General features: G+C 64.4%; 6 protein-coding genes. 4 read left to right on the top strand and 2 right to left on the bottom strand.

Annotation, left to right across the window (positions count from 1 at the left end; translation table 11 throughout):
• The first annotated feature begins 142 nt into the window (after positions 1 to 142).
• Positions 143 to 1,381, top strand: coding sequence for a GNAT family N-acetyltransferase (locus tag AC5Y49_RS18415; RefSeq protein ID WP_499889579.1), 1,239 nt, complete (start codon positions 143 to 145; stop codon positions 1,379 to 1,381).
• 4 nt (positions 1,382 to 1,385) lie between these two features.
• Here the strand turns inward: AC5Y49_RS18415 and AC5Y49_RS18410 are convergent, their stop codons facing one another.
• Positions 1,386 to 2,636 (bottom strand): metal-dependent hydrolase family protein, encoded by a 1,251-nt coding sequence (locus AC5Y49_RS18410; protein WP_499889578.1) that lies wholly within the window; start codon positions 2,634 to 2,636, stop codon positions 1,386 to 1,388.
• A 69-nt stretch (positions 2,637 to 2,705) separates the two neighbouring features.
• On the opposite strand from AC5Y49_RS18410, the gene AC5Y49_RS18405 reads away from it, so the two are divergent.
• Together AC5Y49_RS18405 and fadD11 are read left to right on the top strand one after the other, a co-directional pair.
• Positions 2,706 to 3,491 (top strand): enoyl-CoA hydratase/isomerase family protein, encoded by a 786-nt coding sequence (locus AC5Y49_RS18405; RefSeq protein WP_499889576.1) that lies wholly within the window; start codon positions 2,706 to 2,708, stop codon positions 3,489 to 3,491.
• A gap of 22 nt (positions 3,492 to 3,513) precedes the next feature.
• Positions 3,514 to 5,340: a fatty acid--CoA ligase FadD11 gene (gene fadD11, locus AC5Y49_RS18400; RefSeq protein WP_499889572.1), complete on the top strand. Its 1,827-nt coding sequence runs from the start codon at positions 3,514 to 3,516 to the stop codon at positions 5,338 to 5,340.
• A 3-nt stretch (positions 5,341 to 5,343) separates the two neighbouring features.
• On the opposite strand, the gene AC5Y49_RS18395 is transcribed toward fadD11, so the two are convergent.
• A complete protein-coding gene (locus tag AC5Y49_RS18395) occupies positions 5,344 to 5,568 on the bottom strand; it encodes a hypothetical protein (RefSeq protein WP_499889569.1) in 225 nt (74 codons plus the stop codon).
• 774 nt (positions 5,569 to 6,342) lie between these two features.
• On the opposite strand from AC5Y49_RS18395, the gene AC5Y49_RS18390 reads away from it, so the two are divergent.
• Positions 6,343 to 24,597 (top strand): amino acid adenylation domain-containing protein (locus AC5Y49_RS18390; protein ID WP_499889567.1); only part of this gene is annotated, 18,255 nt, incomplete at its 3' end.

The following is a 24,597-nucleotide window of genomic DNA, read 5'->3' as shown; positions in this document are numbered from 1 at the left end:
CTCGCCCGCCGCTACCGCATACCCGGTTCGGGCCGCCTGACCACTTGGATGGGGACATCGGGTTGCGAGCTCCTGGTTGGCCGGCTCATTCGGTGGGTACCTGTACGCAGGCGGAACCCGCACTGAACCGCAAGGATGACCGATGAACGCAACGGACGACGCCATCAAAATCAGGCATCCATCCGATGGCGACTTGCAGGCGGTCTATGAGAACCAGGCGCGCGCATTCGGACTTTCCGCGGAGCCGGGGGACTTCGAAGCCTGGAAGCGCCGGGTCAAACTCGACGACATTGTGGTTGCCGAGGATATGTCCGATCCGCAGCACCCTTTGGTGGTCGGAACCTCGCTGTGCTACAGCCTGGAGGTCACCGTGCCCGGTGGCGGCAGTCTCAGTGCTGCGTGGCTGACCATGGCAACCGTGGCGGCATCACATCAGGGAAGGGGAATTTGGCAGAAGATCAGCGTCCAGGGCGCCGGAATCCTGTTGGACCGCGGTTATTCGTTCATTTGTGGTGTCCCTACCCGGCCAACCGCTTACGAGACCTTGGGCGCCGGCGTGGCGAGCTATGCGCGGGCTTTCCGTATCGAGCCACGTTTTGCCAAGCTGCGAGTCGCGCCAAGCGTAAGGCGGGCACGGGAAGTCAGCGCTTCGGCGGCAAGAGACCAACTACCCCGGATTTACGAGCGATGGCGTGCCGCGACTCATGGCGCACTGACCCGGGACAGCGCCTGGTGGTCCGACTTTCTGGAAGACAGAGTGACGCAGCGCGATGACGGATCGGCGCTCAATTTCATCGTCCATCCCGACGGCTTCCTGACATACCGGGTGGTCGGAGCGGCGGCACACGCGTTCCGGCCGCCGTTCGGCACCGTGGTTGTCCAAGACTTCTGCCCCATCACGGACGAAGCACATACCGAATTGCTCGAGGCGTTGTTGGCTTTGGACGTGTTCGAGCACATAGAAATCGAGGTCCCGCCCGACGATCCGCTTCCGCTCAAACTCAAGGATCTGCGTGCCGCTCAAACGACCGGGGTGGGTGATTTCCTCTGGATACGAATCATGAACGTGCCCGAAGCGCTCGGAGCGCGGGTGTACTCGGCCGACGCTGACGTCGTACTGGACGTCACAGATCCGTTTGACGTCGCCGGTGGACGATTCCTGCTGCAGACTCGTGACGGTGCCGGAAAGTGCACGCCACATGACGGTCCCGCCGACGTCGAAATCGGTCTGGGTGAACTGGGAACGATCTACATGGGTGCGCATCCGGCGTCGGAACTTCACCGGGCCAACCGCATCATCGAGTTGCGTAGCGGTGCGGTACGAAACCTGGACGCCGCCTTCAGTACCGACCGGGCACCTTATTGCGGCACCCTTTTTTGACCCATTAGCTCGGCGGTGTTCCGGCCGGATGTTTGTGAATCACACCATTTTTCATGACAAAGTCGACCTGACCGGTGACCTCGATGTCGGCGAACGGGTCGCCGGGCATGGCGATCAGATCGGCGATCTTGCCCTCGGCGATCACACCGAGGTCGTCGAGTTGCAGCAGTTCGGCCGCAACGCTGGTGGCTGCTCGCAGGGCACGCAACGGCGAGATGCCGGTCGACACCATCATCGGGAACTCCCGCCAGTTCTCGTGATGCGGAAACATGCCGGCGTCGGTGCCGAACGCAATCCGCACGTTGCTGCCGGCCAGCCGATCGGCAGCATCCAGCAGCGGGCCGCGGTATTTGCGGAACTTGCGTAGCGCGTACTCCGGAAGGGCGGCCAACAGCGGGTCGTTTTCGTCGCGCCGGGCACCGGAGACGATCGCGTACTGAGTCGGCACCATAAAAACCCCGGCGTCCTCCATCATCCGCAGCGTGTCGGCCGAGGCGAGGTTGCCGTGTTCGATGCTGCGCACCCCGGCCCGGACGGCTCGTTGAATGCCGTCGTCGCCGTAGCTGTGCGGGGTAGCCGGGATTTCGAGGTCGGCCGCGGTGGCGACCAAGATGTCCATCTCTTCCTGGCTGTAGGTGGCGTGCCCGGGGTCGTCGGACGGCGAGGCGAAGCCACCGGTCGCACCGAATTTGATCCAGTCCGCGCCGGCGCGAATCTCTTGTCTGACGCGGGTGCGGATCTCGTCGGCGCCATCGGCGGCCGCCAGTTCCAGTGGTCGCGAACAGCCTTGATACTCGTCGGCGAGGAATCCACTGAAGTCGCCGTGGCCGCCGCGCGCCGAAATCATATGTGGCGCCACCAGCATGCGCGGTCCCTCGATGATGCCAGCCGCTACCGCGTTGCGCAGGTCGACCGTCGGATAGTCGAGATCGCCACACCCGAGGTCGCGCACCGTGGTGAAGCCGTTGTGCAGCAGCGCCCGTAGCACCGGCAGCGACTTCAACGTCTTTGCGGTGCTGGAGTCGGCGGCCGTGGCCGGGCCAAGCGGCGGTGTCAATGTCACGTGGGTATGGCAGTCCATGAAGCCCGGGGTCAGGGTGTGCCCGGACAGGTCGAGCACTTCCGCGTCCGCAGGAGCGTCGATCGTCTCCTCGACTCGTTGGATGCGGCCGTCGGCGACCAGCACGTGCCGCGGCGCTGCGGCGTCCGACACCCCGTCCCACACGTTCGCACCGGTGATCAAGGTTGCTGCCATGGCCATAGTCTCTAGAACATACGTCGATTCTGGGCACCGCGCCCTGCCCGGCGACCTACGGTCGGAGACATGGAAGCCCACGACCCGACGACTGTCGAGGTGGTGGCTGATGGCCAACGCGGTTCGATCACGTTGAACCGGCCGGCGAAGCTCAACCCGCTCAGCACGCAGACCTTGAACGAACTGGTGGCCGCCGCCCGTTGGTTCGACGCCCGGCCTGAGGTCAAAGTCGTCGTCGTCAGCGGCAATGGTCGCGCGTTCTCGGCCGGGGCGGACTTGGCGGTGTTCACCAATCCCGCCGACGGGGCCGGCGCAGCGCGGGAAGCCGCCGACGCCGGGCGGCGGATGGCCGACGCCGTCGAAGCCATGCGTGCGGTGACCGTCGCGCGGCTGCATGGTCATTGTGTCGGCGGCGGACTGGTGCTCGCGGCCGCATGCGACCTGCGGGTCGCGGCCGACTCGGCTCGGTTTTCCATACCCGAGGTCGATCTCGGCATCCCGCTGGCCTGGGGCGGCATCCCGCGGCTGGTGCGCGAGATCGGCCCCGCACTTACCAAGGAACTGGTGATGACGTGTCGACCATTCGGAGCCGATGAAGCCAAGGCAGCCGGATTCCTCAACCGCGTGGTGCCGGAGACCGATCTCGACGAGGAGGTCGAACAACTGGTGCAACAACTACTCACCAAGTCGGCGCTGACGCTCGCCGCGACGAAGCGCCACACCAACGCCGTGGCCGACGGGATGGTGGCCACCGCGCGAAGCTGGAGTGACGCAGACGTTCTGGTCACTGCATTGCACGATTCCGAGTCGCGGAAAGCCGCCGAGGCCTACCTGGACCGGGTACGCCGCCGCTGAGCATCCAAGGAGGAGAACCGATATGACCACGGCCGAGCGTCCGACCACCCTGCCAGACGCATTCCAGCGCACGGCGGCGATCGACCCCGACGCCGTCGCGCTTCGCACCCCGGGCGACACCCAGACCATGACGTGGCGCGAGTACGCGGCGCAGGTACGCCGGGTCGCTGCCGGGCTGGCCGGGCTGGGGGTGCGCCGCGGCGACACGGTGTCGCTGATGATGGCCAACCGGGTGGAGTTCTACCCCCTGGAGGTGGGCGCACAGCACGTCGGCGCCACGTCGTTCTCGGTCTACAACACCCTGCCCGCCGAACAGCTGACCTACTTGTTCGGCAACGCCGGAACCAAAGTGGTGATGTGCGAGGCGCAGTACGTCGAGCGGATCCAAGCCAGCGGTGCGCCCATCGAGCACATTGTGTGTATCGACGGGTCACCGGAGGGAACGCTGTCTCTGGAGGATCTGTACGCCGCCGGCGCCGACGATTTCGACTTCGAATCGACTTGGCGTGCAGTGCAACCCGACGACATCGTCACGCTCATCTACACCTCCGGCACGACCGGAAACCCCAAGGGCGTGGAGATGACGCACGCCAACCTGCTGTTTGAAGGACAGGCGCTCGACGCCGTTCTCGGTGTCGAATTCGGCGACCGAATCACGTCGTTCCTGCCCTCCGCGCATATCGCCGACCGGATGATGGCGCTCTACAACCAAGAGGTGTTCGGCACGCAGATCACCGTGGTTTCCGACGCGCGTGCCATCGCGGCCGCGTTGCCCGATGTTCGGCCGACCATTTGGGGAGCCGTGCCCCGAGTATGGGAAAAGCTCAAGGCCGCAATTCAATTCGCCGTCGCGAATGAACCCGACGAGGAGCGGCGGCAGGCGTTGCAATGGGCACTGGCGGTGAGCGGGAAGCGCGCTGCGGCATTGATCGCCGGAGACCCGGTGCCCGATGACGTGGCGGCGGAGTGGACCACCGCCGACGAGTTGGTGCTGTCCAAGCTGCGCGCCAAGCTCGGATTGGACCAGCTGCGGTGGGCGGTGTCGGGGGCGGCGCCGATCCCGAAGGAGACCCTCGGCTTCTTTGCCGGAATCGGCATCCCGATTGCCGAGGTCTGGGGCATGTCGGAGCTGAGTTGTGTTGCCAGCGTTTTTCATCCGCGCGAAGGGCGGCTGGGAACCGTCGGCAAGCTGCTTCCCGGGCTGGAATCCAAGATCGCCGAAGACGGCGAATACCTGGTGCGCGGTCCGCTGGTGATGAAGGGCTATCGCAAAGAGCCGGCGAAGACCGCCGATGCGATCGACGCCGACGGCTGGCTGCACACCGGTGACATTCTCGACGTGGACTCCGAGGGATATCTGCGGGTGGTCGACCGGAAAAAGGAGTTGATCATCAATGCGGCCGGCAAGAACATGTCGCCGGCCAATATCGAGAACGCGATCCTGGCCGCGTGCCCTATGGTCGGCGCGATGGTCACCGTCGGGGATGGGCGACCGTACAACACCGCGTTGATGGTGTTCGATGCCGACTCGGTCGGCCCGTACGCGGCCCAACACGGACTCGCCGATGCCTCGCCGGCAGCTCTCGCGGCCGACCCGGAGGTGATCGCGGGGATCGCGGCCGGGATCGCCGAGGGCAACGCCAAGCTCTCGCGCGTCGAGCAGATCAAGCGCTTTCGAGTGCTGCCGACACTGTGGGAGCCCGGCGGTGAGGAAATCACCCTGACGATGAAACTCAAACGACGGCCGATCGCCGCCAAGTACGCCGCCGAAATCGAGGAGTTGTACGCCGGCGAACCGGGACCGGACGTGCACGAACCCAAAGCCTCGTCCGCGACGCAACCGGCGTGAGGTTTAGGCGCGCAATACCAACTTGGACACCAGTCCGGCCGTGACGGCCACGGCTGCGGCGGCCAGGACAGAGGGCGCCGCGCTGGCGGTGAGCACTCCGACGATCAGCAACGTGGCCAGCCCCGCGAGCAGCGCGACCAGCTTGTGGGCTGGCCACGGCACACCGGCGACCAGCATCCCGGCCGGCTTGGGCCCGGTTAGCGCGTCGACGTGCTGGGAGGTGGTCATGAGTTCAGGATACCCGGCACTCTAGTTTTCGGCTAGCCGAAACACACCCTGAACTGCCAAGAAGCTCCGGATGTCTGCGCCGATTGTGCGCTTTCATACGCGACACGCGGCTGAGGCGGATGGAACCGCACACTCGCAGGCTTCCCCCGCAGGGCTCCTCCGCAAAACCGACAATCATTTATCTTCTGCCTCAAGAAACTCGCCTATCACAATTTCAGCATTTGTAACAAGCGTGTCGTTGCACGCAGGAAAGATCCCGCTGCGATTTAACTTGATTGCCCGAACGACGCCATCAGTCGTCGTAACATTACGCACGATTGATCCATCGTCCGTGTTCCGATCCGTGCGATGATGACAGGCGGCAGCTTCCTTACTTTGGTTAACGATAGGAAGGGCAGCATGCGGAGGGGTTTCGCGGATGTACCGGCGGGGTGGCGCAGCGGTTCGGCGTTCGATGAGATTTGTGCTGCAGTCTCAGTGATTCATACCGCAACGGGTATTCGAGGGGCTCGGCCGTGCGCTGGGCAACGAGCGCGTCTTCATCTCTGACGCCGACGTCACGACGCGCAAATCGCATGCCGACAGGACCGGGATTTCCTGAGGGGTCATTCGATTGGGGTAGGTGATTACCCTATCCCGCTTGACGCAGCCGCGGAATAGTCAAGTGATCAGCTCCGGGGGATCGCGGGGATGAGGGGTTTGCGCGGGAGGCTTGGCGCAAGCCCAGTGTTCGACACATAAATCTTGAATTTGCATCCGTTGCAGGGGGCTTCGATGGATGTCGCTGATCGGGTATTTCCGTTAACGCGTGGCCAGCTCGACATATGGCTTGCAGAGGAAACAGGTCGTTTCGGTGCCAGGTGGCAAGTCGGCGTATTTGCGCGAATCGCGGGCCCGGTTGACCTCGACTTGTTGGAGTGGGCGGTCCGTCGAGTGGTCCGCGAGGCTGAGCCACTAAGGGCCGCGTTTTTCCAGGTTGATGGCCAGGTTATTCAACGAGTGGTTGATGATCCGCCCGTCAAGCTGGCTCATTATGACTTGATCGGATCGCAGGATCCCGAGCAGGACGCTTATCGGCTAGCCTCGTCGATTCAGCAGACGGCAATGCCGTTAAGTGGGCCGCTGTACAAATTTGCGTTATTGCAGACACGTACAGATGAATTTTATGTTTTCGTATGCTGCCATCATATAGTAGCGGACGGAATCGGCCTTGCTCTAGTTCTGCATCGAATTGCAACTATCTATAGCGCTATTGCTGTTGGTGGGTCAATTCCTCCGACTTACTTTGGGTCGCTGAGTGATCTCATTGATTGCGAGTTGGAGTACGAGGCGTCTCCCGATTATCTGGATGATCAGGAATACTGGGCCAGAAACCTCCCGTCCGAAAGCGAACCGCGTTATCGGTTGGCGAATGCTACGAACGGGCATGATGCCCATGTAACGGCTGCGCCGGTTCAATTGAACCCTTCCGCAGTTGCTGGGATCGATGAGTTGGCCCGGGCGCTAGGTGTGCATCGATCGTCAGTGATGACCGCAGCGTCCGCACTGCTAGTTGGTGGATGCGATGCTGAAAGTTCAGAGGTCGTATTTGATTTTCCGGTAAGCAGGCGCGTTCGTCTGGAGTCAAAAGTGGTGCCCGGAATGATTTCCGGTGTGGTCCCATTAGTGCTAAAAGCATCGCCGGGTGCCACGGTCACAAGCTTTTGCGAACACGTTGACTCGCGGATCCACGAAGCGCTGCAGCATCAGCGGTTCCCAGTGCACACCATCGAGAGTGCGGCACGTCTCCGCGGCTCTGAGCAGATCTCGAATCGGATAGCGGTTAATTTCATCCCGACGACACATCTGGCGGATCTCGCTGGTTCTGCGGTGACGGCGACCCTGACCCACGATGGCCTAGGGGATCAGTTTCGGCTGGTCTTCTTCCGGGATGAGGATCAGCTTTTTCTCAGCACACCGGGTGCGGGGCAATTGCTTCCGAATTGTGATCTCCGCAATTTGGCGAATCGGTTGGAGCGGGTGCTGGTGGCCATGGCTGCTGACCCGGGGCGGTTGTTGTCGTCGGTGGATGTGCTCGATCAGGATGAGCATGCCCGGTTGGATGTGCTGGGTAATCGGGCGGTTTTGACCCAGCCGGCATGCCCGACGGCGTCGATTCCGGCGTTGTTCGCCGAGCGGGTGACCTGTCATCCAGAGGCCGTAGCGGTCAGCTGTGCGGGTCGGTCGCTGACGTATTGCGACCTGGATGAGGCGGCTAACCGGTTGGCGCATCTGTTGGCTGGTCACGGGGTGGGCGCGGGACAGTGTGTGGGGCTGCTGTTGGAACGCTCCGCGGAAGCAGTCGTGGCGATGCTGGCGGTGCTCAAGACGGGAGCGGCGTATCTGCCGATCGATCCGCAGTGTCCACGAGCGCGGATGGGTTTTATGCTCGCCGATGCTGCGGCGGTGGCGGTAATTACCACCGCGGATGTGGTGGGGCGTCTACCCGGGCTGGACCTGTTGGTCGTCGATGTCGAGGATCCGGCGATCAACAGCCAACCCAGCGCCGCGCTGCCGGCGCCAAGCCCGGACCATATCGCGTACCTCATTTACACCTCGGGTACTACCGGGGTGCCTAAAGGGGTGGCGATCACCCATCACAACCTGACCCAGCTGGTGGAGTCATTTGATCCCGGCGTGCCGCGCACGGGTGTGTGGACGCAGTGGCATTCCTTGGCCTTTGACGTTTCGGTGTGGGAGATCTGGTCTGCGCTGCTGGGCGGCGGGCGGCTGGTGGTGATACCGGAGTCGGTGGTCGGCTCACCAGATGAGTTGCATGACTTGTTGGTTGGTGAGCAGGTCAGTGTGTTGAGTCAGACCCCCTCGGCGGTTGGGATGCTCTCGCCCGAGGGTTTGGGTTCGGTGGCGTTGGTGGTGGCCGGTGAGCCGTGTCCGGCCGAGTTGGTAAAGCGCTGGGCGCCGGGGCGGGTGATGGTCAACGCCTATGGTCCGACCGAGATCACGGTGTATGCGTCCAGGAGTGCGCCGCTGGTGGCACGGCCGGGGGTGGTGCCCATTGGTGCGCCGATGGCGGGGGCGGCGTTGTTTGTGCTCGACGGGTGGTTGCGGGCGGTGCCGGCCGGCGTGGTCGGTGAGTTGTATGTGGCGGGCCGCGGCGTGGGTGTGGGGTATGTGCGCCGGGCGGGGTTGACCGCATCCCGGTTTGTGGCGTGTCCGTTCGGCGGAGCCGGTATGCGCATGTATCGCACCGGTGATCTGGTGCGTTGGGGCGCCGATGGGCAGCTGCGCTATCTGGGGCGTGCGGACGAGCAGGTCAAGATCCGCGGGTATCGCATCGAGCTCGGCGAGATCCAAACCGCCCTGGACGCGCTCGACGGGGTCGAGCAGGCGGTGGTGATCGCCCGTGAGGACCGCCCGGGCGACAAGCGGCTGATCGGGTATGTGACCGGCACCGTCGACCCTGCCCAGGCGCGCACTGCGCTAGCCGACCGGCTCCCGGCCTACATGATCCCGGCCGCGGTCATCGTCTTGGACACGTTGCCGCTCACGCCAAATGGCAAAGTCGACAAGCGAGCTCTGCCGGCACCGGATTATCAGGACACTGACCGTTACCGCGCCCCGGGCGATGCGATCGAGGAAATCTTGGCCGGTATCTATGCCCAGATTCTCGGGCTCGAGCGGGTCGGCGTGGACGACTCGTTCTTCGATTTGGGTGGGGATTCGCTGTCGGCGATGCGTCTGGCTGCCGCGATCAACACCGGCCTGGATGCCGGTTTGGCGGTGCGTGCGGTGTTCGAGGCGCCCACGGTGGCCCAGCTGGCACCGCGTATCGGCGTTGGTGGAGATGTGTTGGCGCCGTTGGTGGCTGGTGAGCGGCCCGCAGTAGTGCCGTTGTCGTTTGCCCAGCAGCGGTTGTGGTTCTTGGATCAATTGCAGGGCCCCTCGCCGGTGCACAACATGCCGACAGCGCTGCGGATCAGTGGGGCAATGGATGTGGCGGCGTTGGGTGCGGCGCTGAGCGATGTGGTGATCCGCCATGAAAGCCTGCGCACGTTGTTCCCGGCGGTGGAGGGGATCGCGCGGCAGGTGGTGGTTTCTGCGGAGCGGGTTGACTTCGGCTGGGACGTCGTCGATGCCACCGGATGGTCGGCAAGCCAGCTGCAGGAGGCTATTGATGCGGTGACGCGTCATCCATTTGATTTGGCTGGTGAGATTCCGTTGCGGGCGCGGCTTTTCCGCGTGGCCGAGGATGAGCATGTGTTGGCGGCGGTGGTGCATCACATCGCTGCTGATGGTTGGTCGATCACCCCGCTAGTGCGTGATTTGGGGGTGGCGTATGCCAGCCGCTGTGCCGGGCAAGGGCCCACGTGGTCGCCGTTGGCGGTGCAGTACATCGATTACACGTTGTGGCAGCGCGCCCAATTCGGGGATTTCGACGACAGCGGTAGCCGCATCGCCACGCAGTTGGGTTATTGGCAGGATGTGTTGGCTGGGATGCCCGAGCGGTTGGTGTTGCCTACTGATCGGCCGTATCCGGCGGTGGCCGATTCGCGTGGTGCCACGATGGCGCTGAGTTGGTGTGCCGAGTTGCAGCAGCAGGTGGCCCAGTGTGCGCGTGAGCATAACGCGACCAGTTTCATGGTGATGCAGGCCGCCTTGGCGGTGTTGTTGGGCAGGCTTAGCGCCAGTTCTGATGTGGCAGTGGGGTTCCCGATTGCTGGGCGCCGCGACCCGGCCCTGGATGAGTTGATCGGGTTTTTCGTCAACACCTTGGTGCTGCGCATCGATCTGGGCGGCGATCCCACCGTCGCCGAGTTGCTGGCGCAGGTGCGGCAGCGCAGCCTGGCCGCCTACGAGAACCAGGACGTGCCCTTCGAGGTGCTCGTCGAGCGGCTCAACCCGGCCCGAAACCTGACCCACCACCCGCTGGTGCAGGTGGCGTTGGCCTGGCAGAACGTGCCCGGCCACGACAGCGAAGCTCCCGGGTTGGCGTTGGGTGATCTGACGGTGGCGCAGCTGCCGGCCGATACCCATACCGCCCGAATGGATCTGAGCTTCTCGCTGGCGGAGCGTCGCACTCAGGGCGGTGCGCCGGCGGGCATCGGTGGGACGGTGGAATTCCGCACCGATGTGTTCGACCCGGCCAGTATCCGAGCGCTGATCGCACGTTTTGAGCGGGTGCTGGCGGCGATGACCACAGATGCGCATCGGCGGCTGTCGTCCATCGATGTGCTCGACGCGGGTGAGCACGCCCGTCTGGAGGAGTTGGGTAATCGGGCAGTGTTGACTCAGCCCGCGCCGGTTCCGGCGTTGTTCGCCGAGCGGGTGACCTGTCAACCGGGGGCGGTGGCGGTCAGCTGTGCGGGGCGGTCGCTGTCTTATCGCGAGTTGGATGAGGCGTCGAATCGGTTGGCGCACTTGCTGGCTGGTCGGGGTGTGGGCCGCGGTGAGTGTGTGGCGTTGGTGTTGGAGCGCTCGGCCGAGGCGATTGTGTCGATGTTGGCGGTGCTTAAGGCTGGGGCGGCGTATTTGGCGATCGATCCGGCGGTGCCCGATGCGCGGCTGGAGTTCATGGTGGCCGATGCCGCGCCGGTCGCGGTGCTTACCACCGCTGCTTTTGGGTCGCGGCTGGATGGTCATGGCGTCACGGTCATTGACGTCAACGACGCGGCGGTGCACGGTCAGCCTGACACGGCGTTGCCGGATCCGGCTCCCGAGGACATCGCGTATCTGATTTACACGTCGGGCACTACGGGTGTGCCCAAGGGGGTGGCGGTCACGCACCGCAATTTGGGTCACCTGGCGCAGTCGACGCCAAAGCAGTTGCCGCAGGCGCAGGTGTGGACCCAGTGCCATTCGTATGCGTTTGACTTTTCGGTGTGGGAGATTTGGGCGGCGTTGCTGGGTGGGGGCCGGCTGGTGATTGTGCCCGAGTCGGTGGCGAGTTCACCCGATGAGTTCCATGCGCTGTTAGTCAGCGAGCGGGTCAATGTGTTGACCCAGACGCCGTCGGCGGTCAATGCGCTCTCGCCGCAGGGGTTGGAGTCGGTGGCGGTGTTGTTGGGCGGGGAGACCTGCCCAGCTGAGGTGGTGGATCGGTGGGCGCCGGGGCGGGTGGTGATCAACGCCTATGGGCCGACCGAGATCACGGTGTATGCGTCGATGAGCACACCACTGGTGGCGGGTTCGGGGGCGGCGCCGATCGGTGCGCCGGTGTCGACGGCGGCGGTGTTTGTGCTTGATGAGTGGTTGCGCCCGGTACCGGCCGGGGTGGTGGGGGAGCTCTACGTCGGCGGCAGTGGTGTGGCGTGTGGGTATCTGGGGCGGTCGGGGTTGACGTCGGCGCGGTTTGTGGCCGACCCCTATGGGGGTGCGGGGGCGCGGATGTATCGCACCGGGGATCTGGTGAGCTGGCGTGGCGATGGGCAGTTGCAGTATTTGGGCCGCGCCGATGATCAGGTCAAGATCCGCGGGTATCGCATCGAGCTCGGCGAGATCCAAACCGCCCTAGCAGGTTTGGCCGGTGTCGAGCAGGCGGTGGTCATCGCCCGCGAAGACCAACCCGGCACCAAACGGCTGGTCGGCTACATCACCGGCACCGCCGATCCCGCCGAGCTGCGCACCGCGTTGGCCGAGCGGTTGCCGGCCTACATGGTGCCAGCCGCCGTGGTGGCGATCGAGGCGTTGCCGTTGACGGTCAACGGCAAACTCGACACCCGCGCCTTGCCGGCACCGGAGTATCAGGACGTCGAGCGTTACCGCGCCCCCGGCGATGCGATCGAGGAAATCCTGGCCGGCATCTACGCGCAGGTTTTGGGGTTGGAGCGGGTCGGGGTCGATGACTCGTTCTTCGATCTGGGCGGGGACAGCATTTTGTCGATGCAGGTGGTGGCCCGGGCCCGAGCCTCAGGGGTGCTGTGTCGACCGCGCGACATTTTCGTCGAACAGACCGTGGCCCGGCTGGCTTCGGTGGTGACGGTCACCGGCGGTGAGGTCGGCCCGGTCGATGAGGGCGTGGGTGCGGTGGCGAGCACCCCGATCATCGCGTGGCTGGGCGAGATCCACAGCAGCCGCGGTGGGGTGGACCAGTTCAACCAGACGGTGGTCGTCCAAGCCCCGGCCGAGGTGACCGAGGCCGACGTGGCGGTGGTGGTGCAGGCGCTGCTGGATCGCCACGCCATGCTGCGGTGCCGCGTCACCGATGACGGTGGCAGCGGGTGGTCGCTGCAGGTGCCCGCTCCGGGCTCAGTGACTGCGCATGTGGTGTCGGTGGACGTGTTGGGTGATGAGGCGCTGGTGGCGGCCCGCTCAATGTTGGACCCGGCTGCCGGGGTGATGGTCAGTGCACTGTGGGCGACCTCGACGCGTCAGCTGGCGCTGATCATTCACCACCTGGCCGTGGATGCGGTGTCGTGGCGGATTCTGCTGGAAGACCTCAACATCGCCTGGGCCCAACATCATCACGGCCAACCGATCGCGCTGCCGGTGACCGGAACCTCCTTTGCCCGCTGGGCAGCGCTGCTGAGCGAACATGCGAGTGCTGCGGTGGTGGTCGAGCAAGCCGAGCGCTGGCGGCAGGTGGTGGCGATCACCTCGGCGCTGCCGGCGGTGCAGCCCGAGCACGACACCTATGCCAGCGCTGGGCATTTGACCGCTGCATTGGACATCGAGACCACCCGCCTGCTGCTCGGTGAGGTCCCGGCCGCGTTTCATGCCGGGATCCAAGACATCCTGCTGATCGCCTACGGCTTGGCGTTGACGCAATTGCTTGACACCACCGCTACGCCGCTGGCCATCGATGTCGAAGGCCACGGCCGCCACGACGAGCTCGCCCCCGACGTCGACCTCTCCCGCACGGTGGGCTGGTTTACCACCAAGTACCCGGTGGCGTTGAACCTCGCCGGGCTGCACTGGTCTCAGGTCATCGCCGGCGAGGCGGCGCTGGGCCCGGTCATCAAAGACGCCAAAGAACAACTGCGCGCCCTGCCCGAGGGCCTGACCTACGGACTGCTGCGCTACCTCAACCCCGACGTCGACCTGCCCGACGCCGACCCCACCATCGGATTCAACTACCTCGGCAGACTGGGCGCCCCGATCGCCGACGGGATTGAGTGGCGTATCTGCCAGGATGGCGTCTCAGTCACCGCCGCCGCAGCGATACCGATGCCACTGGGGCACACCGTCGAACTCAACGCCGGCACCGTCGACACCGAGGCCGGCCCGCAGTTGCACGCCGCCTGGACCTGGGCCCCCTCGGCGCTGGACGACACCCAGATCAGCCGCCTCAGCCAGCTGTGGTTCGACGCCCTGGCGGGCATCTGCGCGCATGTGCGATGCGGTGGCGGCGGCCTTACCCCCTCCGATATCGCGCCCGCTCGAGTAAGCCAGCAGCAGATCGACGAGCTCCACCAGCAATATGAGATTGCCGACGTTTTGCCGCTGACCCCCCTGCAACAGGGGCTGCTTTTTCACGCCAACACCGCACAGGCCAGCGATGACGATATATATGCGGTGCAGCTCGACTTCACTGTGATCGGTGCCCTTGACCAGCACCGCCTGCGCGATGCCGTGCACACGGTCGTTGCCCGGCATCCCAACCTGGCGGCCCGATTCTGTGACCGGTTTGATGAGCCGCTCCAGATCATCCCGGCTGATCCCGCGGCGGGATGGCGTTATGTCGAGCTGGACGGCGAAGACCTCGATGTCGACGAGCAGATGCAGCGACTGTGTGCCGTCGAACGCGCGGCGGTCTGCGAGCTCGACGGGCAGCCAGCCTTTCGGGCTGCCCTCATCCGCAGCGCACCAGACCGGCACCGGTTCGTGCTCACCAATCACCACATCGTGCTCGACGGTTGGTCACTGCCAATCCTGCTGCAGGAGATCTTCGCCAGCTATCACCGGCAGCGGCTGCCCGCCGCCGGGTCGTATCGCAGCTTTCTCACTTGGCTGGCCGGTCGGGATCTTGACGCTGCCCGCGCGGCGTGGCGTGAGACGTTCGCCGGCTTTGACGCGCCCACATTGGTCGGCCCGCCAGACCGATTAGGGCTAGGACCGCGACGCGTTGAAGCGTTTCGCGTGTCCGAGGAGACCACGCGGGCCCTTAGCGAGCTGGCGCGCTCCTGCCACACCACCGTCAACACTGTGCTGGAAGGCGCCTGGGCGCAGTCGCTGATGTGGCTGACCGGCCACCACGATGTCGCCTTCGGCGTCGCCGTCTCGGGGCGGCCTGCCGAGGTGGCCGGGGCAGAATCGATGGTCGGCCTGCTGATCAATACCGTGCCGGTTCGGGCGAACGTCACGCCGGCAACCACCACCACCGACCTGTTGGACCAGCTGCAAAACACTCAGAACCGCACACTTGAGCACCAGCATTTGGCGCTCAACGAAATTCACCGCATCACCGGCCACGAACAGCTTTTCGACACCTTGTTCGTGTACGAGAACTACCCGATCGACACCGCGGCATTGTTGGGCGACCACGAGTGGGCTATCACCGAGGTCAACAGTCGCGAACACAACCACTACCCGTTGACCGTGGCGGCCCGCCCGGGCCTCGAACTCGGCCTGCGCGTCGAATTCGACACCGATGTCTTTGACGCGGTGAGTGTTGAAGCGTTGGTCGAGCGGTTGGAGCGGGTGTTGGCGGCGATGGTTGCCGATCCAGGGCAGCCGTTGTCGTCAGTGGATGCGCTCGATGAGGTTGAGCATGCGCGGTTGGATGCGCTGGGTAATCGGATGGTGTTAACCCAATCCGTATTGCCGGCGCTTTCGGTCCCTGCGTTGTTCGCCGAGCGGGTATCCCGCTGCCCGGAGGCGGTCGCGGTGACCTCGGACAGCTGTTCGCTGACCTATCGTGAACTTGACGAAGCGTCGAATCGGTTGGCGCACTTGCTGGCTGGCCGGGGTGTGGGCCGCGGTGAGTGTGTGGCGTTGGTGTTGGAGCGCTCCGCTGAGGCGATTGTGTCGATGTTGGCGGTGCTCAAGGCCGGGGCGGCCTATTTGGCGATCGATCCGGCGCTGCCGGAGGCGCGCATCGCGTTCATGGTGGCCGACGCGGCGCCGGTCGCGGTGCTTACCACCGCTGCTTTTGGGTCGCGGCTGGATGGTCATGACGTCACGGTCATTGACGTCAACGACGCGGCGGTGGACGGTCAGCCTGACACGGCGTTGCCGGATCCGGCTCCCGAGGACATCGCGTATCTGATTTACACGTCGGGGACTACGGGTGTGCCCAAGGGGGTGGCGGTCACGCACCGCAATTTGGGTCATGTGGCGCAGTCGACCCCGGCGCAGTTGCCGGATGTGCAGGTGTGGACGCAGTGCCATTCGTATGCGTTTGACTTTTCGGTGTGGGAGATTTGGGCGGCGTTGTTGGGTGGGGGCCGGTTGGTGATTGTGCCCGAGTCGGTGGTCACCTCGCCCGATGAGTTCCACGACTTGTTGATTGGTGAGCGGGTCACTGTGTTGACCCAAACCCCGTCGGCAGTGAACGCGTTGTCGCCGCAGGGGTTGGAGTCGGTGGCGGTGTTGTTGGGCGGGGAGGCCTGTCCGGCTGAGGTGGTGGATCGGTGGGCGCCCGGACGGGTGGTGATCAACGCCTATGGGCCGACCGAGATCACGGTGTATGCGTCGATGAGCGCCCCACTGGTGGCGGGTTCGGGGGCGGCGCCCATTGGTGCGCCGGTGTCGACGGCGGCGGTGTTCGTGCTCGATGCGTGGTTGCGCCCGGTACCGCCCGGGGTGGTCGGCGAGCTCTACGTCGCCGGCAGTGGTGTGGCGTGTGGGTATCTGGGGCGGTCGGGGTTGACCGCAGCCCGGTTTGTGGCTTGCCCATTCGGCGGGGCCGATATGCGGATGTATCGCACCGGGGATTTGGTGAGTTGGCGCGCTGATGGGCAGTTGCAGTATTTGGGGCGCGCCGATGATCAGGTCAAGGTCCGCGGGTATCGCATCGAGCTCGGTGAGATCCAAACGGCCCTAGCGGGTTTGGATGGGGTCGAGCAGGCGGTGGTGATCGCCCGCGAAGACCAACCCGGCATCAAACGTCTGGTCGGCTACATCACCGGAACCGCCGATCCCGCCGAGCTGCGCACCGCGCTGGCTGAGCGGTTGCCGGCCTACATGATGCCAGCCGCCGTGGTGGCGATCGAGGCGTTGCCGTTGACGGTCAACGGCAAACTCGACACTCGTGCTTTGCCGGCACCCGACTACGAGGGCGTCGAGCGCTACCGCGCGCCGGTCAGCGCCGTCGAAGAAATCTTGGCCGGCATCTACGCCCAAATTTTGGGGTTGGAGCGGGTTGGGGTCGACGACTCGTTCTTCGATTTAGGTGGAGATTCACTGTCGGCGATGCGTCTGGTCGCCGCGATCAACACGGGCCTAGACGCTGGCCTTTCAGTACGCACCGTGTTCGAGGCGCCCACGGTGGCCCAGTTGGCATCGCGTATTGGTGTTGGTGGTGATGGGTTGGCGCCGTTGGTGGCTGGTGAGCGGCCCGCGGTGGTGCCGTTGTCGTTTGCTCAGCAGCGGTTGTGGTTCTTGGATCAATTGCAGGGGCCCTCGCCGGTGCACAACATGCCGACGGCGCTGCGGATCAGTGGGGCATTGGATGTGGCGGCGTTGGGTGCGGCGCTTCGCGATGTGGTGGTCCGCCATGAAAGCCTGCGCACGTTGTTCCCGGTGGTGGAGGGGATCGCGCGGCAGGTGGTGGTTTCTGCGGAGCAGGTTGACTTCGGCTGGGAGGTCGTCGATGCCACCGCATGGTCGACAAGCCAGCTGCAGGAGGCTATTGATGCCGCAGTGCGGCACACCTTCGACCTAGCTACCGAAACCCCGTTGCAGGCAAAGCTTTTCCGTGTCGCCGAGGATGAGCATGTGTTGGCGGCGGTGGTGCATCACATTGCTGCTGATGGTTGGTCGATCACCCCGCTGGTGGCCGATTTGGGGGTGGCCTATGCCAGCCGCTGTGCCGGGCAAGGGCCCACGTGGTCGCCGTTGGCGGTGCAGTACATCGATTACACATTGTGGCAGCGGGCAATCCTTGGCAATTTCGACGATGGTCAGAGTCTGATCGCCACGCAGTTGAGTTATTGGCGGGATGCGCTGGGCGGGATGCCCGAGCGGTTGGTGTTGCCCACCGATCGGCCGTATCCGGCGGTGGCCGATCAGCGTGGAGCCACGGTGGCGGTGCAGTGGCCCGCACAGTTGCAGCAGCAGGTCATTCGGGTGGCTCGCGAGCATAATGCGACGAGTTTCATGGTGATGCAGGCAGCGCTGGGCGTGTTGTTGGGCAGGCTTAGCGCCAGCTCTGATGTGGCGGTGGGGTTCCCGATCGCTGGGCGCCGCGACCCGGCCCTGGATGAGTTGATCGGGTTTTTCGTCAACACGTTGGTGCTGCGCATCGATCTGGGTGGCGATCCCAGCGTGGCGGATTTGTTGGCTCAGGTGCGCGCCCGCAGCCTGGCGGCCTACGAGCACCAGGATGTGCCTTTTGAGGTGTTGGTGGAGCGGCTCAACCCGGCCCGAAGCCTGGCCCATCATCCGCTGGTGCAGGTGGCGTTGGCCTGGCAGAACGCCGCCGAGGATCCCGCTGCCCGACTGAGTTTGGGTGATGTGCAGGTCATCCCGCTGCCGGTGGATGTCCCCACTGCCCGGATGGATTTGGCGTTTTCATTGTCCGAACGCTTCACCGAGGGCGGTGAGCCCGCTGGGATTTCGGGAGCAGTGGAGTTTCGCACCGATGTGTTCGATGCGGCCAGCATCGCAGCGTTGATCGCACGCTTTGAGCGGGTGTTGGCGGCGATGACCACTGATCCGCATCGGCGGCTGTCGTCGATCGATGTGCTCGACGCAGCTGAGCACGCGCGGTTGGCCGAGTTGGGTAATCGGGCAGTATTGACCGCCCCTGCCGACACGCCGGTGTCGGTTCCGGCGTTGTTCGCCGAGCGGGTGACCTGTCAACCGGATGCGGTGGCGGTCAGCTTTGAGGGGCGGTCGCTGTCTTATCGCGAGTTGGATGCGGCGTCGAATCGGTTGGCGCACTTACTGGCTGGCCGGGGTGTGGGCCGCGGTGAGTGTGTGGCGTTGGTGTTGGAGCGCTCGGCCGAGGCGATTGTGTCGATGTTGGCGGTGCTTAAGACGGGGGCGGCGTATTTGGCGATCGATCCGGCGCTGCCCGATGCGCGGCTGGAGTTCATGCTCGCCGACGCCGCGCCGGTTGTCGCGGTCACCACCGCTGCGTTGGCGGCGGGGCTGGATGGTCATGACGTCACGGTCATTGACGTCAACGACGCGGCGGTGGACGGTCAGCCTGACACGGCGTTGCCGGATCCGGCTCCCGACGACATCGCCTACCTCATCTACACCTCGGGCACTACCGGTGTCCCGAAGGGGGTGGCGGTCACGCACCGCAATTTGGGTCACCTGGCGCGATCGACCCCGGCGCAGTTGCCCGATGTGCAGGTGTGGACGCAGTGCCATTCGTATGCGTTTGACTTTTCGGTGTGGGAGATTTGGGCGGCGTTGTTGGGTGGGGGCCGGTTGGTGATTGTGCCCGAGTCGGTGGTCACCTCACCCGATGAGTTCCACGACTTGTTGATTGGTGAGCACGTCACTGTGTTGACCCAAACCCCGTCGGCAGTGAACGCGTTGTCGCCGCAGGGGTTGGAGTCGGTGGCGGTATTGCTCGGCGGGGAGGCCTGTCCGGCTGAGGTGGTGGATCGGTGGGCGCCGGGGCGGGTGGTGATCAACGCCTATGGGCCGACCGAGATCACGGTGTATGCGTCGATGAGCGCCCCACTGGTGGCGGGTTCGGGGGCGGCACCCATTGGTGCGCCGGTGTCGACGGCGGCGGTGTTCGTGCTCGATGCGTGGTTGCGCCCGGTACCGCCCGGGGTGGTCGGCGAGCTCTACGTCGCCGGCAGTGGTGTGGCGAGTGGGTATCTGGGGCGGTCGGGGTTGACCGCAGCCCGGTTTGTGGCGTGCCCATTCGGCGGCGTCGGACAAAAGATGTATCGCACCGGGGATTTGGTGAGCTGGCGCGCCGATGGGCAGTTGCAGTATCTGGGCCGCGCCGATGATCAGGTCAAGATCCGCGGGTATCGCATCGAGCTCGGCGAGATCCGAACGGCCCTAGCTGGTTTGGCCGGTGTCGAGCAGGCGGTGGTGATCGCCCGCGAAGACCACCCCGGCACCAAACGCCTGGTCGGCTACATCACCGGCACCGCCGATCCCGCCGAGCTGCGCACCGCGCTGGCCGACCGACTCCCGGCCTACATGGTGCCAGCCGCCGTGGTGGCGATCGAGGCGTTGCCGTTGACACCCAACGGCAAACTCGACACCCGCGCTCTGCCGGCACCCGACTACCAGGACACCGATCATTACCGCGCCCCAGGCGATGCGATAGAGGAAATCCTGGCCGGCATCTACGCCCAAATATTGGGGCTGGAGCGGGTTGGGGTCGACGACTCGTTCTTCGACTTAGGTGGGGATTCAATCTTGGCGATGCGCCTGGTCGCCGCGATCAACACCGGCCTGGATGCGGGTTTGGCGGTGCGTGCGGTGTTCGAAGCGCCCACGGTGGCCCAGCTGGCACCCCGTATTGGTGCGGAGGCGGGCCGGCGTCCGCGGTTAATACCGGTTGCGCGGCCCGCGGTGATTCCGTTGTCGTTTGCGCAGAGTCGGTTGTGGTTTATCGATCGGTTTGAGGGTGGGGTTGCGACGTATAACATGCCGACTGCGTTGCGGGTGAGTGGGGCGTTGGATGTTGAGGCGTTTGGGGCGGCGCTTGATGATGTGATTGCGCGTCATGAGTCGTTGCGGACGGTTTTTCCTGATGTGGATGGTGTGCCGTTCCAGGAGGTGTTGCCGGCTCGGTCGGGGATGTGGCGGGTCGGGGATGCGGCGGTGGTGTCGTTGCCGGAGGGTGATGTGGTGGCGGCGTTGGTGGGGTTGGCGGGGTATCGGTTTGATTTGTCGGCTGAGATTCCGATTCGTGTGCAGGTTTTTGCGGTGGGGTGTGAGCAGTATGTGGTGGGTATTGTGGTGCACCACATTGCTTTTGATGGTTGGTCGTTGGCGCCGATGGCGCGGGATTTGGGGGTTGCGTATGCCAGTCGGTGTGTGGGGCGGGCGCCGGGGTGGGTGCCGTTGGTGGTGCAGTATGCCGATTATGCGTTGTGGCAACAGGAGTGGTTGGGGGTGGAGTCTGATCCGGGCAGTGTGATTGCTGGGCAGTTGCGGTATTGGTTGCAGGAGTTGGCTGATCTGCCTGAGGTGGTGTCGCTGCCGACGGATCGGGTTCGTCCGCCGGTGCCTAGTTATCGCGGTGAAGCGGTGGAGTTGCGTATTGATCCGCTGGTGTGGGCGGGGGTTAAGCGGGTGGCGGCTGCGCATAATGCGACGGCTTCGATGGTGTTGCAGGCGGTGTTGGCGGTGGTGTTGCACCGGGTTGGGGCCGGTGATGACGTGGTGATGGGCTCGCCGATTGCGGGGCGCGCGGATGCGGCGCTTGATGATTTGGTCGGGTTTTTCGTCAATATGTGGGTGTTGCGGGTGGGTGTCAATTCTGGGCATCGGTTCAGTGATGTGCTTGAGCGGGTGCGTCAGAAGGCGCTGGATGCCTATAGCAATCAGGATGTTCCGTTTGAGTTGTTGGTTGAGCAGCTTAATCCGGTGCGTTCTGCGGCGCATCATCCGCTGTTTCAGGTGGCGATGGCTTTCCAGAACAATGTGCGTCCCGAGATGGTGCTCGATGGGGTCGGTGTTGAGCCGTTGGCGGTGTTTACCCGCACCGCCAAATTTGATTTGGATATTGAGTTAAGTGAGGTGGCTACTGAGGATCCGGGTGCGCCGATGGCTGCGGGGGTGGTGTTGTATGCCACGGATTTGTTTGACCGGGCCACTGTCGAGCGGTTGGTGGCTTGGTTTGGGCGGGTGGTCGAGGCGGTGACTGTTGATGCCTCGGTGGTGGTGGGTGAGGTGTCGTTGCTGGATGCCGGTGAGCGGGATTTGGTGCTGGCGGGGTGGTCTGGTGTGGGGGTGGGTGCGCCGGTGGGGGTGGCGCCGCAGTTGTTGGCGGCGGCGGTGGCTGCCGATCCGGGTGCGGTGGCGGTCATCGATGGTGGCCGGCGGCTGTCGTATGGCGAGCTTGATGGGTGCTCGACGCGGTTGGCGCGGGTGCTGATTGAGGTGGGGGTGGGTCCTGAGCGTGCGGTGGGCGTGGCGATGGATCGGTGTGTGGAGTTGGTGGTGGCGTGGTGGGCGGTGCTCAAGGCTGGTGGGGTGTATGTGCCGGTGGATCGGGCTCATCCGGTGGAGCGGATTGCTGCGGTGTTGGATGCGGCAGGGGCTGTGTGTGTATTGACTTGCGGTGCTGATGATCTGGTGGCGGCTGGGCCGCGGCCGGTGCTGCGCGTCGACGGTTTGGACCTTTGTGGGGGCAGTGCGGATCCGATTGTCGATGCTCAGCGGTTGGCTCCGTTGGGAGTGGATAACACCGCGTATGTGATCTTCACTTCGGGATCTACTGGTGTTCCTAAAGGGGTGGCGGTCAGTCACGCGGGTCTGTTGGGGGTGGCGGCGGCCCATCGTGAGGTGTTCGGGTTGGGCGCGGGTGCGCGGGTGTTGATGGTGGCTGCGCCGACTTTTGATGCGTCGGTTTTTGAGTGGTTGTTGGCGGTGGCCTCGGGGGCGGCGTTGGTGGTGGCGTCTGCGGATGTTTATGGCGGGGAGGCGTTGACTGCGTTGTTGCAGGCTCAGCGGGTCAGTGCGGCGTTGTTGACTCCGACGGTGCTGGCGTCGTTGGATCGCGCTCGTCTAGATGGGTTGGGCACGTTGATCACTGGTGGGGAGGCCTGTGCGGGGGAGTTGGTGGCCGCTTGGGCGCCGGGTCGGCGGATGTTTAACGCCTATGGTCCGACCGAGGTCACGATTTGGGCTAGCTGTGGTGCGTTGGTGGCGGGGCAGCCGGTCAGTATTGGTGGTCCGATTCCGGGGGTTAGTGCGCTGGTGCTTGATGGGCGGCTGAGTCCGGCGCCGGTCAAGGTGGTGGGGGAGCTGTATTTGGCCGGGCCGGCGTTGGCCCATGGTTACATCGGGCGCACGGAGTTGACTGCGGAACGGTTTGTGGCCAACCCCTATGGGGGTGCGGGGGCGCGGATGTATCGCACCGGTGATGTGGTGCGTTGGACGTCTGCGGGCACTTTGGAGTATCTGGGCCGGGCCGATACTCAGATCAAGTTGCGTGGACAGCGTCTGGAGTTGGGTGAAATTGAAAACGCGCTGCTGGCTTGTCCGCAGGTCATCCAGGGCGCGGCCACGGTGCATCACGGTGACACTGGCTCGCATTTGGTCGCCTATGTGGCTCTTGAGCACACCGTCACTGTCGCTGATGACGAGGCCGAAATTGTTGGCCAGTGGCAACACATCTACGACAAGCTGTATGACGCTGATGTCGCGGTGTCGGGGTTCGGCATGGATTTCCGGGGCTGGAATAGCAGCTACACCGATGATCCGATTCCACTTGAGGAGATGGTGGAGTGGCGGTCGGCCACGGTGGATCGGATCATGGCTTTGGGGCCGCGGCGGGTGTTGGAGATCGGCGTGGGCTCGGGGCTGGTGTTGTCGCAGATCGCCCCGGTGTGTGTGGAGTATTGGGGTACCGATTTCTCTGCGCCCACGATTCAGCGGCTGCAGGCGCTGGGGGCTGGGCAGCCGTGGGGGGATCGGGTGCAGTTGCGGGTGCAGCCGGCCGATGTGGCCGATGGGCTGCCTGAGGGCCATTTCGATGTGGTGGTGCTCAACTCGGTAATCCAGTATTTCCCCAGTGCGGGGTATCTGACCGATGTGTTGGTGGTGGCGATGCGATTGCTGGCACCTGGTGGGGCGTTGTTCATCGGCGATGTGCGTAACCACAGCTTGCAAAGCGCGTTTCAGACCGGTGTCGCGCTTGCCCGCACCACCGGTGAGGACACCGCTGAGATTCGTCAACGAGTCCATCGCGCCGTGCTTGGTGAGCCTGAATTGCTGCTGGCTCCAGAGTTTTTCACCACCTGGGCCGCCGACCATGCATCGGTGGCCGGGCTCGATATCGAAGTCAAATGTGGGTTGGCCGACAACGAGTTGACCCGGTATCGCTATGACGTCACCATCCACAAGACCCCCACAGCGGTTCGTTCATTGGCTGGTGCGCCCAGCTGGGCATGGACTCAATGTGCCGGCCTTAGTGGACTGCATGCCGAGTTGATATCGCAACGTCCAGACGTCGTGCGCATCACCGATATTCCCCGCGCCGGACTGATCACTGATGTCGGTATCGAAGCCGGCTTGGCCGCTGGGCTGCCGCTCGCCGATGCGGTGGCCCAAGCGGCCAGCGTGGCCGCTGAGGCCGCCACTCCCGAACAATTGCATCGCCTGGGTCAAACCGCCGGCTACCACGTGGCGCTCACCTGGGGTGCCCAACCGGGCACTCTTGATGCCGTCTTGGTTATCCCCGCTGACTGCGATGGCCAGCACGCCCCACCGCTGACCGACCTCTACCTGCCTCCCGCCGGGGTCCACCAACGCAACACCTACGCCAATGATCCCCAAACCAACACCAAGATCAGCGCGGTGCGGCAATGGTTGAGCACAAGGTTGCCCGATTACATGGTGCCGGCCCAAATCATGGTGCTCGACGAATTCCCGTTGACCTCCTCGGGCAAGATCGACCGAAAAGCACTGCCAGCACCGGTGTTTGCCACCACACCCTTCCGGGCGCCGCAGACCCAGACCGAAAAGATCGTCGCCGACGTATTCGCCGAAGTGTTAGGACTAGACCGCGTCGGACTCGACGACGACTTCTTCGCCCTGGGCGGGGACTCATTGATCGCCACCCGAGTCAGCGCACGACTGCAATCAGCACTCAACAGACAAGTCCCCGTGCGCTACCTATTCGACGCCTCCACCGTGGCAAACCTGGCCGACTACCTACACCGCCACCACGACGCCCCCGCCCGCGCCCCACTCCAAGCAATGCCACGCCCCCAACAC

This window comes from Mycobacterium sp. NGS62 (assembly GCF_059812285.1).
The sequence above is the reverse complement of the archived record's forward strand: the minus strand, read 5'-3'. Positions and strand labels throughout refer to the sequence as shown.

What these genes read in the sequence shown, in the direction of transcription:
- AC5Y49_RS18405 (WP_499889576.1), top strand. Translation starts at nt 2,706, where the DNA reads ATGGAAGCCCACGACCCGACGACTGTCGAGGTGGTGGCTGATGGCCAA.
- fadD11 (WP_499889572.1), top strand. Translation starts at nt 3,514, where the DNA reads ATGACCACGGCCGAGCGTCCGACCACCCTGCCAGACGCATTCCAGCGC.
- AC5Y49_RS18410 (WP_499889578.1), bottom strand. Translation starts at nt 2,636, where the DNA reads ATGGCAGCAACCTTGATCACCGGTGCGAACGTGTGGGACGGGGTGTCG.
- AC5Y49_RS18395 (WP_499889569.1), bottom strand. Translation starts at nt 5,568, where the DNA reads ATGACCACCTCCCAGCACGTCGACGCGCTAACCGGGCCCAAGCCGGCC.
- AC5Y49_RS18415 (WP_499889579.1), top strand. Translation starts at nt 143, where the DNA reads ATGAACGCAACGGACGACGCCATCAAAATCAGGCATCCATCCGATGGC.